Annotated in this window: 20 protein-coding genes, 1 tRNA gene and 1 riboswitch; of the genes, 13 read left to right on the forward strand and 8 right to left on the reverse strand. The window is 51.6% G+C overall.

Annotated features, from left to right (window positions below; translation table 11 throughout):
* From FZ041_RS14570 to FZ041_RS09180, 5 genes are all read right to left on the reverse strand, one after another.
* The coding region (locus FZ041_RS14570) for a hypothetical protein (protein ID WP_222931151.1) at positions 1–262 on the reverse strand (262 nt) is incomplete at its 3' end.
* A 77-nt stretch (positions 263–339) separates the two neighbouring features.
* A complete protein-coding gene (locus tag FZ041_RS09165) occupies positions 340–537 on the reverse strand; it encodes a zinc-ribbon domain-containing protein (RefSeq protein WP_187626353.1) in 198 nt (65 codons plus the stop codon).
* Positions 538–670: 133 nt separating this feature from the next.
* Positions 671–1,180, reverse strand: coding sequence for a hypothetical protein (locus FZ041_RS09170; RefSeq protein ID WP_149189341.1), 510 nt, complete (start codon positions 1,178–1,180; stop codon positions 671–673).
* A gap of 29 nt (positions 1,181–1,209) precedes the next feature.
* Entirely contained in the window at positions 1,210–1,749 is a 540-nt protein-coding gene (locus FZ041_RS09175; RefSeq protein ID WP_149189342.1) for a hypothetical protein, read from the reverse strand.
* A gap of 397 nt (positions 1,750–2,146) precedes the next feature.
* A complete protein-coding gene (locus FZ041_RS09180; RefSeq protein ID WP_439653968.1) occupies positions 2,147–2,764 on the reverse strand; it encodes an N-acetylmuramoyl-L-alanine amidase family protein in 618 nt (205 codons plus the stop codon).
* Between the two features lie 153 nt (positions 2,765–2,917).
* On the opposite strand from FZ041_RS09180, the gene FZ041_RS09185 reads away from it, so the two are divergent.
* On the forward strand, positions 2,918–3,625 hold the full coding sequence (locus FZ041_RS09185) for a site-specific integrase (RefSeq protein ID WP_187626354.1): 708 nt from the start codon (positions 2,918–2,920) through the stop codon (positions 3,623–3,625).
* A gap of 219 nt (positions 3,626–3,844) precedes the next feature.
* On the opposite strand, the gene FZ041_RS09190 is transcribed toward FZ041_RS09185, so the two are convergent.
* Both FZ041_RS09190 and FZ041_RS09195 read right to left on the reverse strand, forming a co-directional pair.
* A tRNA-OTHER gene (locus tag FZ041_RS09190) sits at positions 3,845–3,919 on the reverse strand.
* A 124-nt stretch (positions 3,920–4,043) separates the two neighbouring features.
* On the reverse strand, positions 4,044–4,373 hold the full coding sequence (locus FZ041_RS09195) for a DMT family transporter (protein ID WP_075428215.1): 330 nt from the start codon (positions 4,371–4,373) through the stop codon (positions 4,044–4,046).
* 355 nt (positions 4,374–4,728) lie between these two features.
* Positions 4,729–4,863: riboswitch (molybdenum cofactor riboswitch) on the forward strand.
* A 76-nt stretch (positions 4,864–4,939) separates the two neighbouring features.
* Between FZ041_RS09195 and modA the strand changes: the two genes are divergently transcribed.
* From modA to phoU, 11 genes are all read left to right on the forward strand, one after another.
* Positions 4,940–5,737, forward strand: coding sequence for a molybdate ABC transporter substrate-binding protein (gene modA, locus FZ041_RS09200; RefSeq protein WP_222931152.1), 798 nt, complete (start codon positions 4,940–4,942; stop codon positions 5,735–5,737).
* A complete protein-coding gene (locus FZ041_RS09205) occupies positions 5,734–6,546 on the forward strand; it encodes an ABC transporter permease (RefSeq protein ID WP_149189344.1) in 813 nt (270 codons plus the stop codon). Before modA ends, FZ041_RS09205 begins: the two co-directional genes overlap by 4 nt.
* Positions 6,530–7,270 (forward strand): ATP-binding cassette domain-containing protein, encoded by a 741-nt coding sequence (locus FZ041_RS09210; protein ID WP_149189345.1) that lies wholly within the window; start codon positions 6,530–6,532, stop codon positions 7,268–7,270. The genes FZ041_RS09205 and FZ041_RS09210 overlap by 17 nt, the downstream gene beginning before the upstream one ends.
* Before the next feature lie 11 nt (positions 7,271–7,281).
* On the forward strand, positions 7,282–8,049 hold the full coding sequence (locus FZ041_RS09215; protein ID WP_149189346.1) for a Rossmann-like domain-containing protein: 768 nt from the start codon (positions 7,282–7,284) through the stop codon (positions 8,047–8,049).
* A 123-nt stretch (positions 8,050–8,172) separates the two neighbouring features.
* A complete protein-coding gene (locus tag FZ041_RS14825) occupies positions 8,173–9,510 on the forward strand; it encodes an MBL fold metallo-hydrolase (protein ID WP_255449330.1) in 1,338 nt (445 codons plus the stop codon).
* Between the two features lie 145 nt (positions 9,511–9,655).
* A complete protein-coding gene (locus FZ041_RS09230) occupies positions 9,656–10,588 on the forward strand; it encodes a DMT family transporter (RefSeq protein ID WP_074514567.1) in 933 nt (310 codons plus the stop codon).
* Positions 10,585–11,043, forward strand: coding sequence for a YaiI/YqxD family protein (locus tag FZ041_RS09235; RefSeq protein ID WP_149189347.1), 459 nt, complete (start codon positions 10,585–10,587; stop codon positions 11,041–11,043). Before FZ041_RS09230 ends, FZ041_RS09235 begins: the two co-directional genes overlap by 4 nt.
* Positions 11,036–11,281 carry a DUF1653 domain-containing protein gene (locus tag FZ041_RS09240; RefSeq protein ID WP_074514564.1) on the forward strand — a complete coding sequence of 82 codons (246 nt, stop codon included), beginning with the start codon at positions 11,036–11,038 and terminating at the stop codon, positions 11,279–11,281. Before FZ041_RS09235 ends, FZ041_RS09240 begins: the two co-directional genes overlap by 8 nt.
* 18 nt (positions 11,282–11,299) lie before the next feature.
* Complete coding sequence (locus FZ041_RS09245) at positions 11,300–11,980, forward strand: winged helix-turn-helix domain-containing protein (protein ID WP_075428213.1); 681 nt, start codon at positions 11,300–11,302, stop codon at positions 11,978–11,980.
* A gap of 92 nt (positions 11,981–12,072) precedes the next feature.
* Positions 12,073–12,822 (forward strand): phosphate ABC transporter ATP-binding protein PstB, encoded by a 750-nt coding sequence (gene pstB / locus FZ041_RS09250; protein ID WP_149189348.1) that lies wholly within the window; start codon positions 12,073–12,075, stop codon positions 12,820–12,822.
* Between the two features lies 1 nt (position 12,823).
* A complete protein-coding gene (gene phoU, locus FZ041_RS09255; protein WP_149189349.1) occupies positions 12,824–13,528 on the forward strand; it encodes a phosphate signaling complex protein PhoU in 705 nt (234 codons plus the stop codon).
* On the opposite strand, the gene FZ041_RS09260 is transcribed toward phoU, so the two are convergent.
* Positions 13,512–15,314: an ATP-binding protein gene (locus FZ041_RS09260; protein ID WP_149189350.1), complete on the reverse strand. Its 1,803-nt coding sequence runs from the start codon at positions 15,312–15,314 to the stop codon at positions 13,512–13,514. The two genes, phoU and FZ041_RS09260, sit on opposite strands and share 17 nt — an antisense overlap.
* A 174-nt stretch (positions 15,315–15,488) precedes the next feature.
* Between FZ041_RS09260 and FZ041_RS09265 the strand changes: the two genes are divergently transcribed.
* A complete protein-coding gene (locus FZ041_RS09265; protein ID WP_149189351.1) occupies positions 15,489–16,352 on the forward strand; it encodes a phosphate ABC transporter substrate-binding protein in 864 nt (287 codons plus the stop codon).
* Position 16,353: the final 1 nt, after the last annotated feature.

Genomic DNA, 16,353 nt, shown 5'->3' on the forward strand with positions numbered 1-16,353 from the left:
TTATCACTATAAAAAGAATTATTCCTACAATGAAAACCCATGAAATTCCTCCTAAAACACCAGCTGTTATACAGAGCGGATAGATACTCCTTCTTTTCCATATACATTCATCTTTTTTGTATAATTGAGAAGAAATAATCCAAAGGAAATATCCACCAATTAAACCATAAAATATACCCCAGAATATAGTAGTTAGTAAAAGGAATTTGTTAGGATCATTTCCTGATGCTACTGATAATATACTAATGATTGTTTTTACCAAAATCATACAAATTATGAGATATAATATAGTTTTTCCTATTCCTTTAAAAATCTATAAACTCCCATTCCAAATCTCATCTACAATATCTGTTTTTTGTTTTCAGATTCGTTTTTGGCATCAATAATTACATCAACCGTATCATGTTTAGATGGATTTGATTGGAGTTGATAGTCTTTTTGAGTAGAAGTTTCTCCTGTTTTATCAACTGGAGTTCCACAAAAACTGCAATAATTTGCGTCATCTCTTAACTTATGTCCACAGCGATAACAAAACAACCCTAACACCTCTTTTAATTGATTTTTATGCTATTAATCATATCTTTTGCACAATTTTTGCTTATATCATCATCATTTTTTCCAATTATAGTTATTTCCCAAGAATCTGCACCTTTTATAAATATAATTAAATCTACATAGCATTCAAATGAATTTTTTTATCATTATATGTGTATGAGCCAGTTATATGTGTCATTTTTTGATCATTTATTATAATGTCTTTGGGGTTATCAAATTTTACATTCTCTGCATTTTTTAATTTCGTCACATTGTTCTTTGCAGCGTTTATCATATTATCCAAGTTTATATTAAATTTAATGCCATAGTCTTTGCTTATAGAGTCGACATCAAAACTATATCCTAAGATTCTAACAGCAACATACTGATTACTCCCAAATTTGTTAAAAGAATTACCTATATACGGTGCGATGTCACCAGATAAGTTTGGTTTTTTTTCATTTGATAGGTCAAAGGGAAGGTTGATGTTTAGCGTTGAATGTGAATTACGGATGGAAATGTTTTTTGCCTCAGTAGAGATTGATTCTTTATCAATAATGCCCAATAATCCTTTTTCACCACAGCCTGTGCATATCGTCAATATGGTCATAAAAATAAAAAAATACACAACTTTTATTGTTTTCATATCAAAATCATCCTACTATATTGTTCTATCTACATAATTTCTCTATCGTCAGCAACTATTGTGAAAGTATTGTATCTTGCATCTTCCGGAGATGGAGCTATCCATGCTATGAATGTTTTTCTTAAATTGGGACACCAAACAGCACCGCTGCCGTTGGATTCTTTCATTCTATTGCCTAAAATAATTAGTTCTGGTCTTTGAATATCTAATGCTACTTGTATGGCAGTCATTGCGTGTGAGGCTGCTATAGCCGCTGATTGATCGTTTCTTAACCATTTTACTTTTATTTTTTTTGCATAAATTTTCTCATCATCAAAATATATTATAACGGCTGCATGTTCTATTGCACCTAAATACGTATAATAGCAATCATATTTATTATCTTTTGACTTTCCGTAGTGTTCTAATTCATGTAATCGGTATTGTGGAGCATTGCGACTGATTAAGGATGATACCTCATGGTTGAACATTCGAGAACCATCTTTACATAACGGTACAGGACTAGCACTTGCAATTGTAACCTGTGCAAGAAAAACAAATGTTGAAATAATTATTTGTAAAAGTTTCATACATATTCCTCCCGAATATCTATATTCGTTATACGGATTAGAAATCCTCTCTCCCAATCAATATTAATCGCATTACATGATTGTTTCTGAAAAGATTTGACTATACGTGAATTTAAACTACTAATTGCAGGCTAAATTGTTATACCTGGCAATAATCCACAACACAGGAATGGACTCAGCCTGTCCGTCATCGACGATATCTACATTTTTGCCATGCATAGGATTATATTGGAGAGAAGTAAATGGATATTTCTTATTCACAATATGCGTAATTTGTGGTTGTTACGTTAATAGGAAAATAAAAGAGTCTCACAGGTTACCAAGCTGGAGACTCTCTTTTGATGTAACCCCGTGGGCTACTCTCTATATCGTTTGTAGCTTTATTATACTACCTCACCTACGCACGGACAAGAAAATTTGCGTAATCCGTCACCCCTCGTGCGATAGATCTTGCTATGTCGTCGCCGTGGCGGGTGAGGAGGTTTACGTCCTCGCTGTCGATAAAGCCGGTTTCGATGAGGACGGCGGGCATAGTGGTGTTGCGCAGGACACAGAAGGAGGGATGGGCTTTTACGCCGCGGTCTTTGTAGTCTGGGTCAAAGGGGGAAAGGGTTTTTACGAGCTGGTTTTGGATGGCGCGGGCGAGTCTTCCGCCCGCGCCTTGCAGGTCGTAGCAGTAGGTTTCTGCGCCGCGTCCGCCGCCGGCGTTGACGTGGATGCTGAGGAAGATATCGGCGGGCCAGTTGTTGGCCTCGTCTACGACGCAAGGGTAGCCGGGGGCTTCGCCGTAGAGGTTATGGCTTTGGAGGAGTTTGACTTCTAAACCTGCGGCCTCTAGGTATTTGCCGCAGAGGGAGCCGTAGGTCAGGGCCAGGTCGCATTCGCGCAAAGTCAGGGCGGGATTTATGCAGCCGGGGTCAGGGTCACCGCCGAGGGCGTGGCCAGGATTGATAAATATGCGCATGAAACGCGCCTTTCTCTCGTGTACCGCCTCGCCCAGATTGGCAATAATCATCTTTGACGATTGTTTATGCTATCTATGGACGAGGTGATATACTAGCTCACAATAAAGCCGTCTTCGGTCGTTTCGGTCAGATAGGTGTCCTCGCCTTCGTATTCGTGGGAGTAGACGGTATTAAAACTCATTCCCGACAATTCTGCCGCCGATTTGGAACTTCCCAAGCGGCAGCCGAAAAAGCCCTTTGTGCGGCCACCCCGCGAGGATAGGGAGGCGCTGCTTGCGGCAGAGTCGCCTTACTATTGCTGGCGGTATCTTTTGCTGACCGAATTTTTCACCGGCTTGCGGCGCGGCGAGCTGTTGGGCCTCCATTGGGCGGATATTGATTTGACGGGCGGCAGGCTCCGCGTGCGCCATGCCCTGGTCAACGGCATCAAAAAGGTCGGGGAGGACGCGCCTGTGTACATGGCCGAACCCAAAACCGCCACCAGCAAGCGGGACCTCTTTATTCCCGCCGCCCTTTGTCAGGAGCTTTCCCGCTACAAGGCCATGCAGGCCGCCAAACGCTTGCAGGCAGAGCACTGGGAGCAACCCGACCTCGTGTTTACCGGGGAAAACGGGAAATACATCAATCCTGCTAAATTTTCCTCGGACTTTTGCAATATCCGCCGCAAACTGGGCATCAAGACCACCTTCCATATGCTGCGCCACGATATGGCCAGCCGCATGAAGGCCTCGGGGCAGTTTGACTTCAAGGATATTCATGAGCAGCTTGGGCACTCGACCATCCAGATTACCATGGATATCTATACCCATATCGACGAGGAGGGCAAAGCCGCCGTCAGCCATTGGCTCGACGGGGACGCGAAAAATATCGTCAGCCTGGGACAGGAAAAAACAAAGCGCAAGATACGGTGACCTTGACCAGTTTCTTTCATTAAAATTTGACCGGTCAGCCGACTGTCGTGTCCACAACCCGCGCATAAAAAAGAGGACTATCGCGCCTGCAAAAATGCAGGCGAAATAGCCCTAAGCGCCCTTTGACGGCAAAATACTGTATACGCTAAACCCGCTGAACGCGAAAAACAGACAGCAAAAAAGACACGCACAAAAACGCGCGAACCCTTTAATCTCAATGGCAGAGGGTGGGATTCGAACCCACGGTGGCTATTAACCACACTTGATTTCGAGTCAAACAAGATTGCTGTTTGCTGGAATTGTACCAGGAACCATGATGGAGAATTGACCATTGAAGCTAGCGGGGGAATGTTGATGCGCATGGTGGTGCAGGGCATGCTGCGCTATGGGGCGTCCTGGCTGGGATGATGTGCCGCTATCAACTGGTGATGCTGCGGATGTTTAACAGGATCACTCCTATGATGATGAACAAGATGCCCAAGCCGGTGGTAAGGTCCATCTGTTCATGCCAGATAAATACCGCCACCAGCGCCGTAAGAGCTGTGCCGACGCCAGCCCATATTGCATAGGCAATGCCCAGGGGGAGCAGCAGCAAGGATTTGGAAAAAATGTAGAAACAGGTTCCCATTCCCGCTATGAAAGCAACGCTGGGCATTAGTTTGGTAAAACCGCAGGAGGCTTTCAGCATAGAGGTGGAAACAATTTCCAGGGCGATAGCGATGGCGAGCAGAAGATAACCTTTTAGCATGTGTTTAAAATCCTTTCGAAAAAAATAAGGCCAGATAAGAAGGCGATCTTATCTGGCCTGAATAACCCGTTCCGGTGTCTATGGACACCTTATCTGGCAAGCAGGCGATTGCTTGCCGTCCGATACGAGTATTGATTTTAGCAAATAGGCTGATGGATGTCAACCGTGATTTGATTTTTTGACATGTCAAATCAGCTGAGGCAGGAATCTTGCCTGGAACCTTGGCAGGATCTGCATAACGATGTTAGGGAGTGGAATGAAGCGGGAAGAGAAAAGTAAAGATTGTTGTAAAATGTTACAGACAAAATAGGCTATAAATGCTATAATGCCAATGAATCAGTGCTGGTTCAACAAAAGCATATGCGTTTTCCAAGCATCAGCGGCTACGTACGGCAGGTATATGTGGCTGATGCCGGAGCTAGGGGCTCCCGAGTCAGGCTGGAAACGGGCTGGCTTTCCGTGTTTGAGAAGGAAAAAATGCAGGCAGTGGAATACTGTCTGTTTCTTTGTGTATTTTTTGCACGTTCCTTCGGGAGCGTGTTTTTTTTTAGGAGGGGTTGTTTTACGTGAATGGGAAAAATTTGATTCTTGCTGGCAGTCTGGCGCTGCTGGCTAGCATGGCTTTGATTGGCTGTGGCAGTGGCCCGGCTAAAACGGAGTATGATCCGGCTGCAGCAATAAGTACAGGAAAGTTGACCGGTCAAACCTTACGCGTTTATTGCGGGGCTGGTATGCAGAAGCCTTTTCAACAGATTGCGGACGCCTTTCGGGATGAAACCGGTTGTGATGTGCAGGTGACTTATGCCAATGCAGCTCAAATCCAAACGCAAATCAAGACAACGGCAGAAGGGGATTTTTTTATCGCAGGCTCAGCGCAGGAAATCCAGCCAATAAAAGATTATGTGGCTGGAAGCAAGCCGTTGGTCAAGCATATTCCGGTGCTGGCTGTCAGTCAGGGGAATCCAAAGCATATTCATAGTCTTAAGGATTTAAGCCAAGCGGGGATCCGTGTGGTCATGGGGGATCCTAAGGCCACGCCAATCGGCAAGATAGCCCAAAAGGCCTTTGATGATGCGGGGATATTTGAGGCTTTGCACATTGTTTCGACGACTACAACTGCGCCGCAGATGGCAACACTTCTGGCTTTGCAGGAGGCTGATGCTGCCATTATCTGGAAGGAGAACTGTGAGAACGGTGTGGAAGTTGTTCCCACAGAGGAAATGGATGCCTATGGCAAGACGATCCCTGCAGCGCATTTGAGCTTTAGCAAAGATAATCCAGCTGCCGATGCCTTTGCCGTATTCCTGGACAGCGAAGAAGTCCATGCCATCTGGGCCTCCTTCGGCTATGAGCTGGTACCATGAGACAGGTACCTTTTGATCCGTTTGGAGCGGTATGCCTGTTTCTCACCTTGCTGGTTTTCTTGTTCCTTGGCGGTAATATCTTTTTGATTCTTTTCGATGGTCTGCAAAAGCTGCCTGCGTATTTCAATCATGTAGAAAGTGTTTTTGCCATGACGCTTAGCATCAAAAGCGCCTGCCTTTCGACAATCTTTTGTTTTATTCTGGCTATTCCAGCCGCTTATGTATTGACCCGTCAGTCCCTGCCGGGGCGGGGGGCAATCGAAGTGCTGCTGGAATTGACGATGTCGCTTCCCTACATTGTCTTAGGGCTGAGCCTGTTGCTATTGTTTTCTATGCCTGTGGGTAAAGCCTTGAAGGAAGCGGGGCTGCCGGTTGTTTTTGATACCAATGGTATCATTTTAGCGCAATTAGTTGTCAATTTGCCCTTTGCCATAAAACTCTGTGTCATGTCGTTCCAGCGCGTAGATCGCAAGATGGAGCTGGCAGCTGGGCTGCTGGGGGCTTCGTCTTTCCAGCGGTTCCGGACCATCCTGCTGCCACTGTGCAGGACGTCGCTGATTGGTTCGTTTGTGCTGATCTGGTCAAGGGCCTTGGGCGAATTCGGCGCTACTTTGATGTTGGTAGGTGTTACCCGGATGAGAACGGAAACGCTGCCTGGGAATATTTATTTGAATGTCAGTGCTAACGATTTAGACAGTGCTATGGCAAGTGCCTTTATGTTGTTAGTGTTGTCGGCGCTGTCGCTGGCAGCAGCCAATTATTTGACGCATAGATCGCCTGGGAGGTGCCGCTATGAATCCTTCTTGTGAAAGGCTGCTGGCTGTCCAGCAGGTTTCTTTGCAGCGAGGTTCTTTTGCCCTCTGCTCCATTGATTTCGCGCTTGGCTCCGGGGAGGTCCTGGCCATCCTTGGCGAAACTGGTTCGGGCAAGACGCTTTTGTTGGAAACGATTGCGGGCTTTCACCAGCCGGCTGAGGGCCAGATTCTGTTTAAGGGAAGGGATCTGCATCGCATTCCGTTGCACAGACGCAACATCGGCTATCTTTATCAAGAATATTGCATGTTCCCACATATGACGGTGGGGGAGAATATTGCCTATGGTCTGAAGATGCGCGGGGTGGACAAGAAAAGCTGCTTGCACGAGGTGCAGGCGATTGCCAAGCGTTTTGGCATCGGTCACCTGTTGGAGCAATATCCGCTGACATTAAGTGGTGGCGAGCAGCAGCGCACTGCGCTGGCTAGAGCTTTGATTACGCATCCGCCCTTGCTGTTGCTTGATGAACCGTTTTCTGCCCTCGATCCCGTTACCAAGCAGGGACTCTATACGCTGCTCGATGAAATACGGCAGCGTTATGACTGCGCGATCCTCTTTGTCACCCATGATTTCCATGAAGCGCGGCGGCTGGCGGATAGGATCGGTATTCTGCTGGAGGGGAAACTGCAAGCTATCGTTCCGGCAGCGGAGTTGTTTACGCATGGGTGGAATGAGACGGTGCAGGAATTTTTGGGATTGACACCTGCTTCATTGTTGTAAAGGAGAACGCTATGACTCAAGAAAAACTATATCAAACCTTGCGTGCACGCTTTGCTGTTGTGTTACAGCGCTATCATATCCAAGACGATGCTATCGATATTGTCTGCCGGGCGCTCACTCCTGCGGAAGCTATTGGCGCTAACGTCAAACGGCACGACTTTCCGATACTTACAGGAAAGGATGTCATGATCCAGGCTGAATATCGTGGCTATAAAGGACAGGCCTTTACTGATGCCCCCGCTGAATATCATGGGCCGCTAAAGGAAATCCTCTGTATGGACATCGAGGGCAGCCGTCATGACCGCAGCTTATTTCTGGCGGCTGTCAATGCAGTGATGGCTTCTATTGGGCTGTGTACCGGTACGTCACATTGCCATAACGATGGACCTGAGCAATGTGCTGCGGATATTTCAGCGTATCTGCGCGAATATTATCCCTGTGTCAAACGCATTGCACAGGTAGGCTTTCAGCCAGCGATACTGGAGATGCTGGCAAAATCCCCCTACGAGGTACGTGTCCTGGATCTGAATCCCCAAAACATTGGCCAGGTAAAATCCGGTATAACGATAGAGGACGGGGCGGATCAGGCGGTAAAAGACGATATCATCCATAACTATGCGGATATCATTTTTTGCACGGGCAGTACGCTGGCGAATGGAACCATCGTAGATTATTTGGATATCCAGCCCGAAGTTCATTTTTTCGGCATAACCGCAGCCGGCGCTTGCGCCTTGCTGGGCTGGAAACGGCTTTGCTTTGCCCATCGCTACATGGGATAAGAGGCACTGCTGTTGATTATTTATCGGGAATATTCGCGGGGGTGGCAGAGGTCCTGCGCTGGACAGCTTTGGGCGTATGCTTTATGATGTTTACATATTGATTTACCATTGGAGGCATTTGTCATGGCATATGAAGCAAAATATACGTTAAGGGTCCTGATTGATGATTGGGTGGAGGAAAAGCCTTGGGAACTGGAGGGGGAGCATGGCCTTTCCTTTTACGTCGAGACCCCGGAGAGCAAGTTCCTCTTCGACTGCGGGCATACCGGGGCGGCCTGGCGCAATGCGGAGAAGATGGGTGTAGACCTATTTGCCGTGGATTTTGTCGCCTTGAGCCACTCCCATTATGATCATGCGGGTGGGTTCCCTGCGCTGCTGGCGCACGTAAAGCCCAAGGTGCTTTATACCGGCCCGGATTTCTGGCAGGAGAAGTATTCCTATGATCGGGAGAAGGATGAATACCTGTATAAGGGCTGCGGCTTTACGGCGGACGATCTGGCTGCCTGGGGTATCGAGCAGCGCGAATGCCAGGATATGATAAGGCTGGACAATCATGCAACCCTCTTCACTGGTTTTGCGCGAACGACGGACTTTGAGCATATCCCTGAAAAATTCGTGCGTGGGGCAGCGAAGGAACCGGATTCCTTTACCGATGAGATCTGCTTGCTGCTGGAGGAGGGAAATGGCCTCTGCATGGTCGTAGGCTGCTCCCATAGGGGAATTGTGAATATGGTGGCAGCCGTCAAGGCGCGGACGGGAAAGCAAGTCCTTCGTGTGGTTGGCGGCATTCATCTGGCAGGGGCCAGCGAGGCGTGTGTCAGTCAAACCGTTAAAGAGCTTAAAAATCTTGGCGTAGCGTATTTCAATCTGTGCCATTGTTCCCTGGATGCGTGCCACAGCTCTGGTGTTTGGCCCATGTATCTTGATACTTTTGCTGCCGGCTCGGCAATCTGCAGCGGACAGGAGGAGGGGGGGCCATTGTTGGCGGCCATCCTCTATGATTCGCGCACGCATACCACGGAAAAGGCGGCCGCCTTTATCGCCGAAGGCGTGCAAAGGGCAGGCCTGCAGCCTGCTTGTTTTCATATCGATGAGGCGGATGCGGAATATATCGAAAAAGCAGACCTTATTATCCTCGGCTCGCCTACCTATATGGCTTCGGTCACCGCTAAAATGAAAACCTGGCTCGAGGAGAAAGGCTCCAAGCTGGATCTGGCCTATAAAGTGGGCGGAGCCTTTGCCACGGAGCAGTATATCCACGGTGGCGGGGAAAATGCGATCCGGGAAATGCTGACATTCATGATGGTGCAGGGCATGATGACTTATTCGGGGGGCAAGGCTTATGGCAAGCCAATCATCCATCTCGGCCCTGTGGGCATGAGCCAGGATATCGGATCCTTCCGGGATCTGTTCGTGGCCTATGGGGAGCGCATGGGGAAACTGGCAGCCTGGCTGGCCTGACGCGATATCTGCTCGTGGCAGTTCTCTGTAAGCCGGCAGGTTGACTGGTCAAATTGACTGGTCAACCTGCCGGCTGTTTCTGTGGGCTGGATTTACTTTATACCAGCAACGCGTTATAATCGAGGAACAAAGGAGGAGGAATCTATTGCGTAATCTGCTTATCGGCTCGGTACTGTTGTCACTGGCGGGCAGTATCTGGGGCGCCATGTTCATCGCCGTCCGGCTGACGACAGGGGTTATTACGCCTGTGGCCTTGGTCTGGATGCGGTATGGCGTGGCGCTTATCCCCTTGGTATTTCTCATGTACCAGCAAAAAATCTCGTGGAAGATCGAGCGCAAGGACTGGAAACTGCTCCTGCTTTCGGCCCTTACGGGAAACACTTTGTCGATTGTCACCCAGGAATCCGGCACCATGCTGACTTCTGCGCAAATGGGGTCTGTCATAACAGCAGCTACCCCGGCGTTCATGGTGGTCTTTGGCTGTCTGCTGCTCCATGAGCGGTTCAATCTCAGCCGCTTGTTGTCGGTGGTTCTGGCCACCGTTGGGGTACTGCTCATCGTGGTTGATCCCGATAATATGCGCAGCGGCAGCCTGCTGGGCGGGCTCTACCTCAGTATTGCCGCCGTTACCTGGGCCCTGATGTCCATATTGCTCAAGCTGCTGAGCCGCTATTCGGTGTTTGCCCTGACTTTTTACAGTGTGCTGATTGCCTTTTTGGCGCTGAGTCCTTATGGCCTCTGGTGGCTGGCTGCTGAAGCGGATCTTGCCGCGCTGGCCCGGCCGGAGATAGGGGGCTCGGTGCTCTATGTGGGAGTGGTTTCCACGACTGCCGGCTTTGTCCTTTGGAGCAAGGGCCTTACCTATATGGATGCCTCTATCGGCGGCCTTTTCATGTTCTTCCAGCCGGTGGTGGGAACGCTGCTGGGGCATTTCCTGCTCGGCGAGGCAATCACCAGCTATTTTGCGCCAGGTTTTGCCCTTATTGCCAGCGGGGTGGTGCTGGCTATGCGGGGCGGCAACACCACCGCCGCAGAAAAGCTGGCCCTGGCAAATCCAAGACAAGGAGCTTCGCTATGAAAATATTTGTCGATGCAGATGCCTGCCCGGTGGTCAAGGAAACAGAAGAAGTGGCGGCAAAATATTCGGTGCCAGTGGTTTTGCTATGCGATACCAATCACATCCTGCAGTCTGCTTATAGCGAGGTAAAGATAATCGGCGCGGGAGCCGATGCGGTGGACTTTGCACTGGTCAATTGCTGCCGGTCTGGCGATTTGGTGGTTACGCAGGATTATGGAGTGGCAGCCATGGCTTTGGGCAAGAAGGCGTATGCTATTCACCAGAATGGCTGGCAGTATACCAATGAAAATATCGAGCGGCTGCTGATGGAACGCCATCTGGGGAAGAAGGCACGTCGTGCCTCGAGTAAAAGCCATTGGAAAGGGCCACGGAAGCGCTTTGTGGAAGATAATATACAGTACCAGGCAAAACTGGAAGGATTGCTGAAAAAGATTATGGAGGAAACCGATGGATAAACAATATGGGCGGCCGATCCCGCAGGCGGGCGAGATATGGCAGCATTTCAAACACAACGATTACAAGATCATCGCCTGCCCGGTGATCCATACCGAAACGGAGGAGCTGTACTGCGTGTATCAGGCGCTTTATGGGGACTATGGCATATTCTGTCGGCCGCTAGCCATGTTCATGAGCGAGGTGGATCATGCGAAATATCCCCAGGCAGAGCAGAAATACCGGTTTGAATGCAAATGATGCCAAGAGGTGGTGCCGATGAAGGTTTTAGCAGTAGACGATGAGCAGAGCATACGGGAGCTGCTGGCGTTCCAGCTGCAAAAGCATGGCTATGAAGCATTGATGGCGGAGGATGGCCAGGAGGCGTTGGCAAAGGCGGAGGGCATGGATCTCATCCTGTTGGATCTGATGCTGCCGGGGCTTGACGGGCTGGAAGTGTGCAGGCGGCTGAAGGCTGATAAAAGGACGGCCAGGATTCCCATCATCATGCTGACGGCAAAGGCCGAGGAAATCGACAAGGTCTTGGGGCTGGAATTAGGGGCGGATGACTATGTGGTCAAGCCCTTTTCCGTCCGCGAGCTGATGGCGCGCGTGAAAGCGGTCTTGCGCCGCTCCAGTCAGGAGGGGCCGCAGGAGGAGACCTTGCAGATCGACTGCCTGCGGCTGGATTTTTCCTCCTATCAGGCCTGGCTGGCGGGGGAAGAACTCGTCTTGACGCCCAAGGAGTTTGAATTGCTGAAACTTCTGGTGACGAGCCCCGGCAGGGCCTTTTCCCGGGATGAGCTGCTGGAGCGGATCTGGGGCTATGAATACTATGGCGACACCCGCACCGTCGATGTCCATATCCGCCATCTGCGGGCGAAGCTGGGGGAAAGGCCGGGCCTTTCCGAGCGGATCGAGACAGTCCGTGGCGTAGGCTACCGCTTCGCGCGGTGTTGATGACTCTTAACAAGAATATAACAAAAGCGCAACATTTCATGGTTGCGCTTTTGTTATGCTTGGGGTAACCGAAAAACAGAGGAGGCCCCAAGATGAAAATGATGACAAGCAATCTGAATCTCTATTATGGCGAGCAGCAGGCCCTGTATGATGTGTCCCTGGAGATTCCCCAAAACTGTGTCGTGGCCTTGATCGGCCCATCGGGATGCGGCAAGTCGACCTTCCTGCGGACGCTGAACCGCATGAATGATCTGATCGGCGGCGTTCGTATCGATGGCAGGATCGAGCTTGATGCCGTCAATATCTATGCGGAGGATACGGATCTCGTCACCCTGCGCAAACGCGTGGGCATGGTGTTCCAGCGGCCCAATCCGTTCCCGCTGTCCATTTACGAGAATGTCATCTATGGCTGCCGTGTCCACGGGTTGAAGGATAAGAAGCGGCTGGATGAGATCGTGGAGCGCAGCCTGCGGCGGGCAGCCCTCTGGGATGAGGTGAAGGACCGCCTGCAGGCGCCGGCTATGGGGATGTCCGGCGGCCAGCAGCAGCGTCTCTGCATTGCCCGCGTACTGGCCGTCGAACCGGAGGTGCTGCTGATGGATGAGCCCTGCTCGGCGCTCGATCCCATCTCGACCATGAAGATCGAAGAACTGGTCCAGGAACTCAAGCAGGCCTATACCATCGTGATGGTCACCCACAATATGCAGCAGGCGGCACGCGTTTCGGACTATACGGCATTTTTCCTGAACGGGAAGCTCATCGAGCATGATGTGACGGATACGATCTTTACCAATCCGCAGGACAGGAAGACGGAAGATTATATCACTGGGAGGTTTGGCTGATATGGAACAGACGCGGAAGGAATACATCCATGAGCTGGATATCATACAGGAAAAAGTGGCGGTGATGGGCGATAAGGCCTGCACAGAGGTGCAGCTGGCCATGGAAGCCCTGCTGGCGGGAGATGCGGAGCTGGCCTGTGAAGTGATGCAGGCAGACGATGTCCTGGATGATATGATCGTCGATATCGAGGACAGCTGCATCCTGCTGATTGCCAAGCAGCAGCCCATTGCCCACGATCTGCGTGTCATTGTGGCGGGCTTCAAGATAGCGACAGATATCGAGCGCATCGGCGACCATGCCTACGATATCGCCAAGACCGTCCAGAACGTCACGGTGCCGCTGGACAGTGAACGGATGAAATGGGTGCAGCTGCTGGGAGCCTGCGCGGTGGAAATGGTGGCCAAGGCGATGCGGGCCTACCGGGAGCATGATGTCTGTCTGGCTGATGAGGTCCGCAGGCTGGACAAGAAGATGGACGAGGTCTTCGCGCGTGCGTTTTATGCGTTGTCCGAGTTCGTGACGACGGAGGCGGCGCGGCAGAAGCGCATCACGCAGCTGCTGTTCATCGCCCGGTTCCTCGAGCGGATCGGCGACCATGCCGTGAACATCGCCGAATGGGTCATCTACCGGGAAACGGCAGCGCGCATCCAGCAAAAGAAACCGGCTTGCCCGGCAAGCCGGGACCAGGTCAAGCCTGGGGATTGAACGGCGGGAAATGCAGGGTGAAGGTCGTGCCCTGGCCCAAGGTGCTTTCGGCTTGGATGGAGCCATGGAAGAGCTCCGTCAGGTAATGGACCAGCGAAAGGCCGATGCCGTTGCCGCCGGTGCTGCGGGCCCGGGCCTTGTCGATACGGTAGAAGCGGTCAAAGATCCGCGGCAGATGCTCGGGGGCAATGCCGATGCCATTATCGGTGATGCGGATGGCCAGCCTTTGGGGTGTGGCCTCAAGGCCGATGCTGATCCTGCCGCCGGCCGGTGTATATTTGTTGGCGTTTTCAAGCAGATTGCGGAGAATCTGGCGGAATAACTCAGGGATGGCAGCAACCTGCAGCTCCTTCAAGGAGTCATCTTCAGCAGACGGGAACAGGACCGTCTGCTTTTTTTCTTGGAAGGAGGGGGCCAGCTGGGAGAGGACGGCGCAGATGGCCTCCTGTACGGGAACAGGCGTCAGGCAGAGGTCCTGGCGCTGGCTGAGGGTTTCGAGCCGGGCCAGCTGCAGGAGGTCCTGGATCAGGCGGTTCATGCGCTGGGACTGGTCATAGATGACCTGGGCAAAATGCTGCGTCAGCTCCGGCTGGCGGCAGTCATCCTCCAAAAGGGTTTCGGCAAAGCCGGAAATCGATGTCAGCGGTGTACTGAGCTCATGGGCGGCATTGCTGATGAACTCCGCCTGGCGTTCGTTGATTTCCTGCAGCAGGGAGATATCGTGGAAGACCGCCAGGATCTCGGAGGCATCCCTGCCGGGGAAGGGCGTCAGGAAAATCGTGAAGGTATGGCTGGCGTTTGCCGCCTGCTGGCCAGATCTGTGCACATAGGTGATGGTCTCGGGCTGCTGCCTGCGGCTTACACGCTGGGCGGTCTCGGAAAGTCCGGCACTGCCCAGCAGGTGGATGCTATGGCACTTCAGCGGCTGGCTTCCAAGGCCGAACAGTTCCTGTGCTTTGCGGTTGGTGTCGGTGATATGGCCCTGCTTGTCGATGAGCATGACCGCATTGTCCATCTGCTCCAGCACCAAGCTGAGTTTCTCGGCTTCAGCCCGTGCCCCGGCAATCCTGCGGCCGAGGTTTTCGGTCAGCAGGTTGATGGTCTGGATCAGCTGCCCGAATTCGTCCTCCGAGTGCCAAGTGATGCGATGGCCGTAGTTGCCATGGGCAATGATGGCGGCATCGTGGCTTAGGCGCCTGAGCGGAGCAACCTGCCGTTTGGCCAGCCAGATGGCCAGGAGGAGGGCGATGGCAATAGACAGGAAGATGGCGGCGATCAGGGCCTGCTCCAGTGTCCGATAGGAGGCTTCGGCAGCTGCCAGGGAGTTCGAGGTGCGGATGATTCCCATGAGCCTGTCCTCGGCATATACGGGGATGGCTACATACATGCGGTTCTCGCCTAGCGTAGCACTATAACGGATAGCGGTGCCGTATTCGTGGGCGAAAGCCTGCTGGACCTCTGGGCGCTGGAAATGGTTGTCGAGGGTTGCGGCTGGTTCCGAGGTATCTGCGAGCACCGTGCCGTCCACGCGCAGGATCGTGATGCGCAGGCCTGTGTTGTTGCTGAGCTGCTGCAAGAGCGGGGGGAACTTATGGGAGTCCTGGAAATCCTGTGCCGCAAGCATCTGCTCGATGATCTGGGCATTGAGCACGAGGGCGTCCTGTTCTTTTTTCATGGTATAGGCGTGGAAATAATGGAGCAGATATAGGCCTGTGATCGTCAGCGCCGTAAGGGCCGCCAAGAGGAGTGATGCCAGGCATCTGCGGGTGATGCGGGAGTGGAACATCAGAAGTCAGCCTCCTTTTTCTGAGTTATGTCCATTCTAGCATAAAGGCTGGGGCCATATCATGTTTTTACAAAGAATTAACAAAGACACAACAATCAGAGAGGGAGAGCCTGCTAGGATAAAGGAGAACGAAGGAGATGCCTTCAGGAATCGTATCAGTTGGAGGGAGAAAAAATGTTCAGCAGAATGAAACAGATGATTTCGCTAGGAATGGTGGCTATGAGCATGGCAGTCCTGCTTACAGGCTGCGGCACCCAGTCCGAGGGGGACAAGGCGGGAGCAACGGCAGAGCTTGCCGGCAAGGTCACCGTTTCGGGGTCGACGGCGCTGCTGCCGCTCCTCAAGCCCGCACAGGAAGCCTTTCAGGAGAAGCACAAGCAGGTGACGGTCAATGTCGCTGGCGGCGGCTCGTTCACAGGAATGAATCAGGCCGCCGAGGGAGCGGTACAGATCGGCACCTCCGATGTGGATCTGCCTGCTGCCTATAAGGACAAGGGGCTGGTGGATCATAAGGTCGTAGTGGAACCCTTTGTCTTTATCACCGATAAGGAGAATAAGGTAGACAATCTCACCAGGCAGCAGGCCATCGGTATCTTGACGGGTCAGATCACCAATTGGAAGGAGGTCGGCGGCGAGGACCGGGCCATCACGCTGATCCATCGGGCCAAATCCTCTGGCTCCCGGGCGGCCATCAGCGAAGTGGTACTGGCGGGGCAGTCCTTTACGGATAACGCGATCATCCAGGACTCCAATGGGGCGGTACGGACAGCTGTCAGCAATACGCCGGGGGCTGTCGGCTATGTGGATGCGCCTTATGCCGATGATAGCGTGAAGGTCTTGCAGTTTGACGGCGTGGAATACTCGCCGCAGAATATCCTCGAGGGGAGATATCCCATCTATGGCTATGGCCATATGTATACGAAGGGCGAGCCCGAGGGTCCGGTCAAGGCGTTCATCGACTATATCCTCAGCGATGACTTCCAGAACACGCAGGTGGAAAAACTGGGCTTCATCCCTATCAATAAATTAAAAGCGTGAG

This window comes from Pseudoselenomonas caprae, from assembly GCF_008271345.1.
Classification (GTDB): Bacteria; Bacillota; Negativicutes; order Selenomonadales; family Selenomonadaceae; genus Selenomonas_A; species Selenomonas_A caprae.

What these genes read in the sequence shown, in the direction of transcription:
- FZ041_RS14825 (WP_255449330.1), top strand. Translation starts at nt 8,173, where the DNA reads ATGGCATATGAAGCAAAATATACGTTAAGGGTCCTGATTGATGATTGG.
- pstB (WP_149189348.1), top strand. Translation starts at nt 12,073, where the DNA reads ATGAAAATGATGACAAGCAATCTGAATCTCTATTATGGCGAGCAGCAG.
- FZ041_RS09195 (WP_075428215.1), bottom strand. Translation starts at nt 4,373, where the DNA reads ATGCTAAAAGGTTATCTTCTGCTCGCCATCGCTATCGCCCTGGAAATT.
- FZ041_RS09175 (WP_149189342.1), bottom strand. Translation starts at nt 1,749, where the DNA reads ATGAAACTTTTACAAATAATTATTTCAACATTTGTTTTTCTTGCACAG.
- FZ041_RS09170 (WP_149189341.1), bottom strand. Translation starts at nt 1,180, where the DNA reads ATGAAAACAATAAAAGTTGTGTATTTTTTTATTTTTATGACCATATTG.
- FZ041_RS09205 (WP_149189344.1), top strand. Translation starts at nt 5,734, where the DNA reads ATGAGACAGGTACCTTTTGATCCGTTTGGAGCGGTATGCCTGTTTCTC.
- FZ041_RS09240 (WP_074514564.1), top strand. Translation starts at nt 11,036, where the DNA reads ATGGATAAACAATATGGGCGGCCGATCCCGCAGGCGGGCGAGATATGG.
- FZ041_RS09265 (WP_149189351.1), top strand. Translation starts at nt 15,489, where the DNA reads ATGTTCAGCAGAATGAAACAGATGATTTCGCTAGGAATGGTGGCTATG.
- FZ041_RS09180 (WP_439653968.1), bottom strand. Translation starts at nt 2,764, where the DNA reads ATGATTATTGCCAATCTGGGCGAGGCGGTACACGAGAGAAAGGCGCGT.
- FZ041_RS09235 (WP_149189347.1), top strand. Translation starts at nt 10,585, where the DNA reads ATGAAAATATTTGTCGATGCAGATGCCTGCCCGGTGGTCAAGGAAACA.
- phoU (WP_149189349.1), top strand. Translation starts at nt 12,824, where the DNA reads ATGGAACAGACGCGGAAGGAATACATCCATGAGCTGGATATCATACAG.
- FZ041_RS09210 (WP_149189345.1), top strand. Translation starts at nt 6,530, where the DNA reads ATGAATCCTTCTTGTGAAAGGCTGCTGGCTGTCCAGCAGGTTTCTTTG.
- FZ041_RS09260 (WP_149189350.1), bottom strand. Translation starts at nt 15,314, where the DNA reads ATGTTCCACTCCCGCATCACCCGCAGATGCCTGGCATCACTCCTCTTG.
- FZ041_RS09215 (WP_149189346.1), top strand. Translation starts at nt 7,282, where the DNA reads ATGACTCAAGAAAAACTATATCAAACCTTGCGTGCACGCTTTGCTGTT.
- FZ041_RS09245 (WP_075428213.1), top strand. Translation starts at nt 11,300, where the DNA reads ATGAAGGTTTTAGCAGTAGACGATGAGCAGAGCATACGGGAGCTGCTG.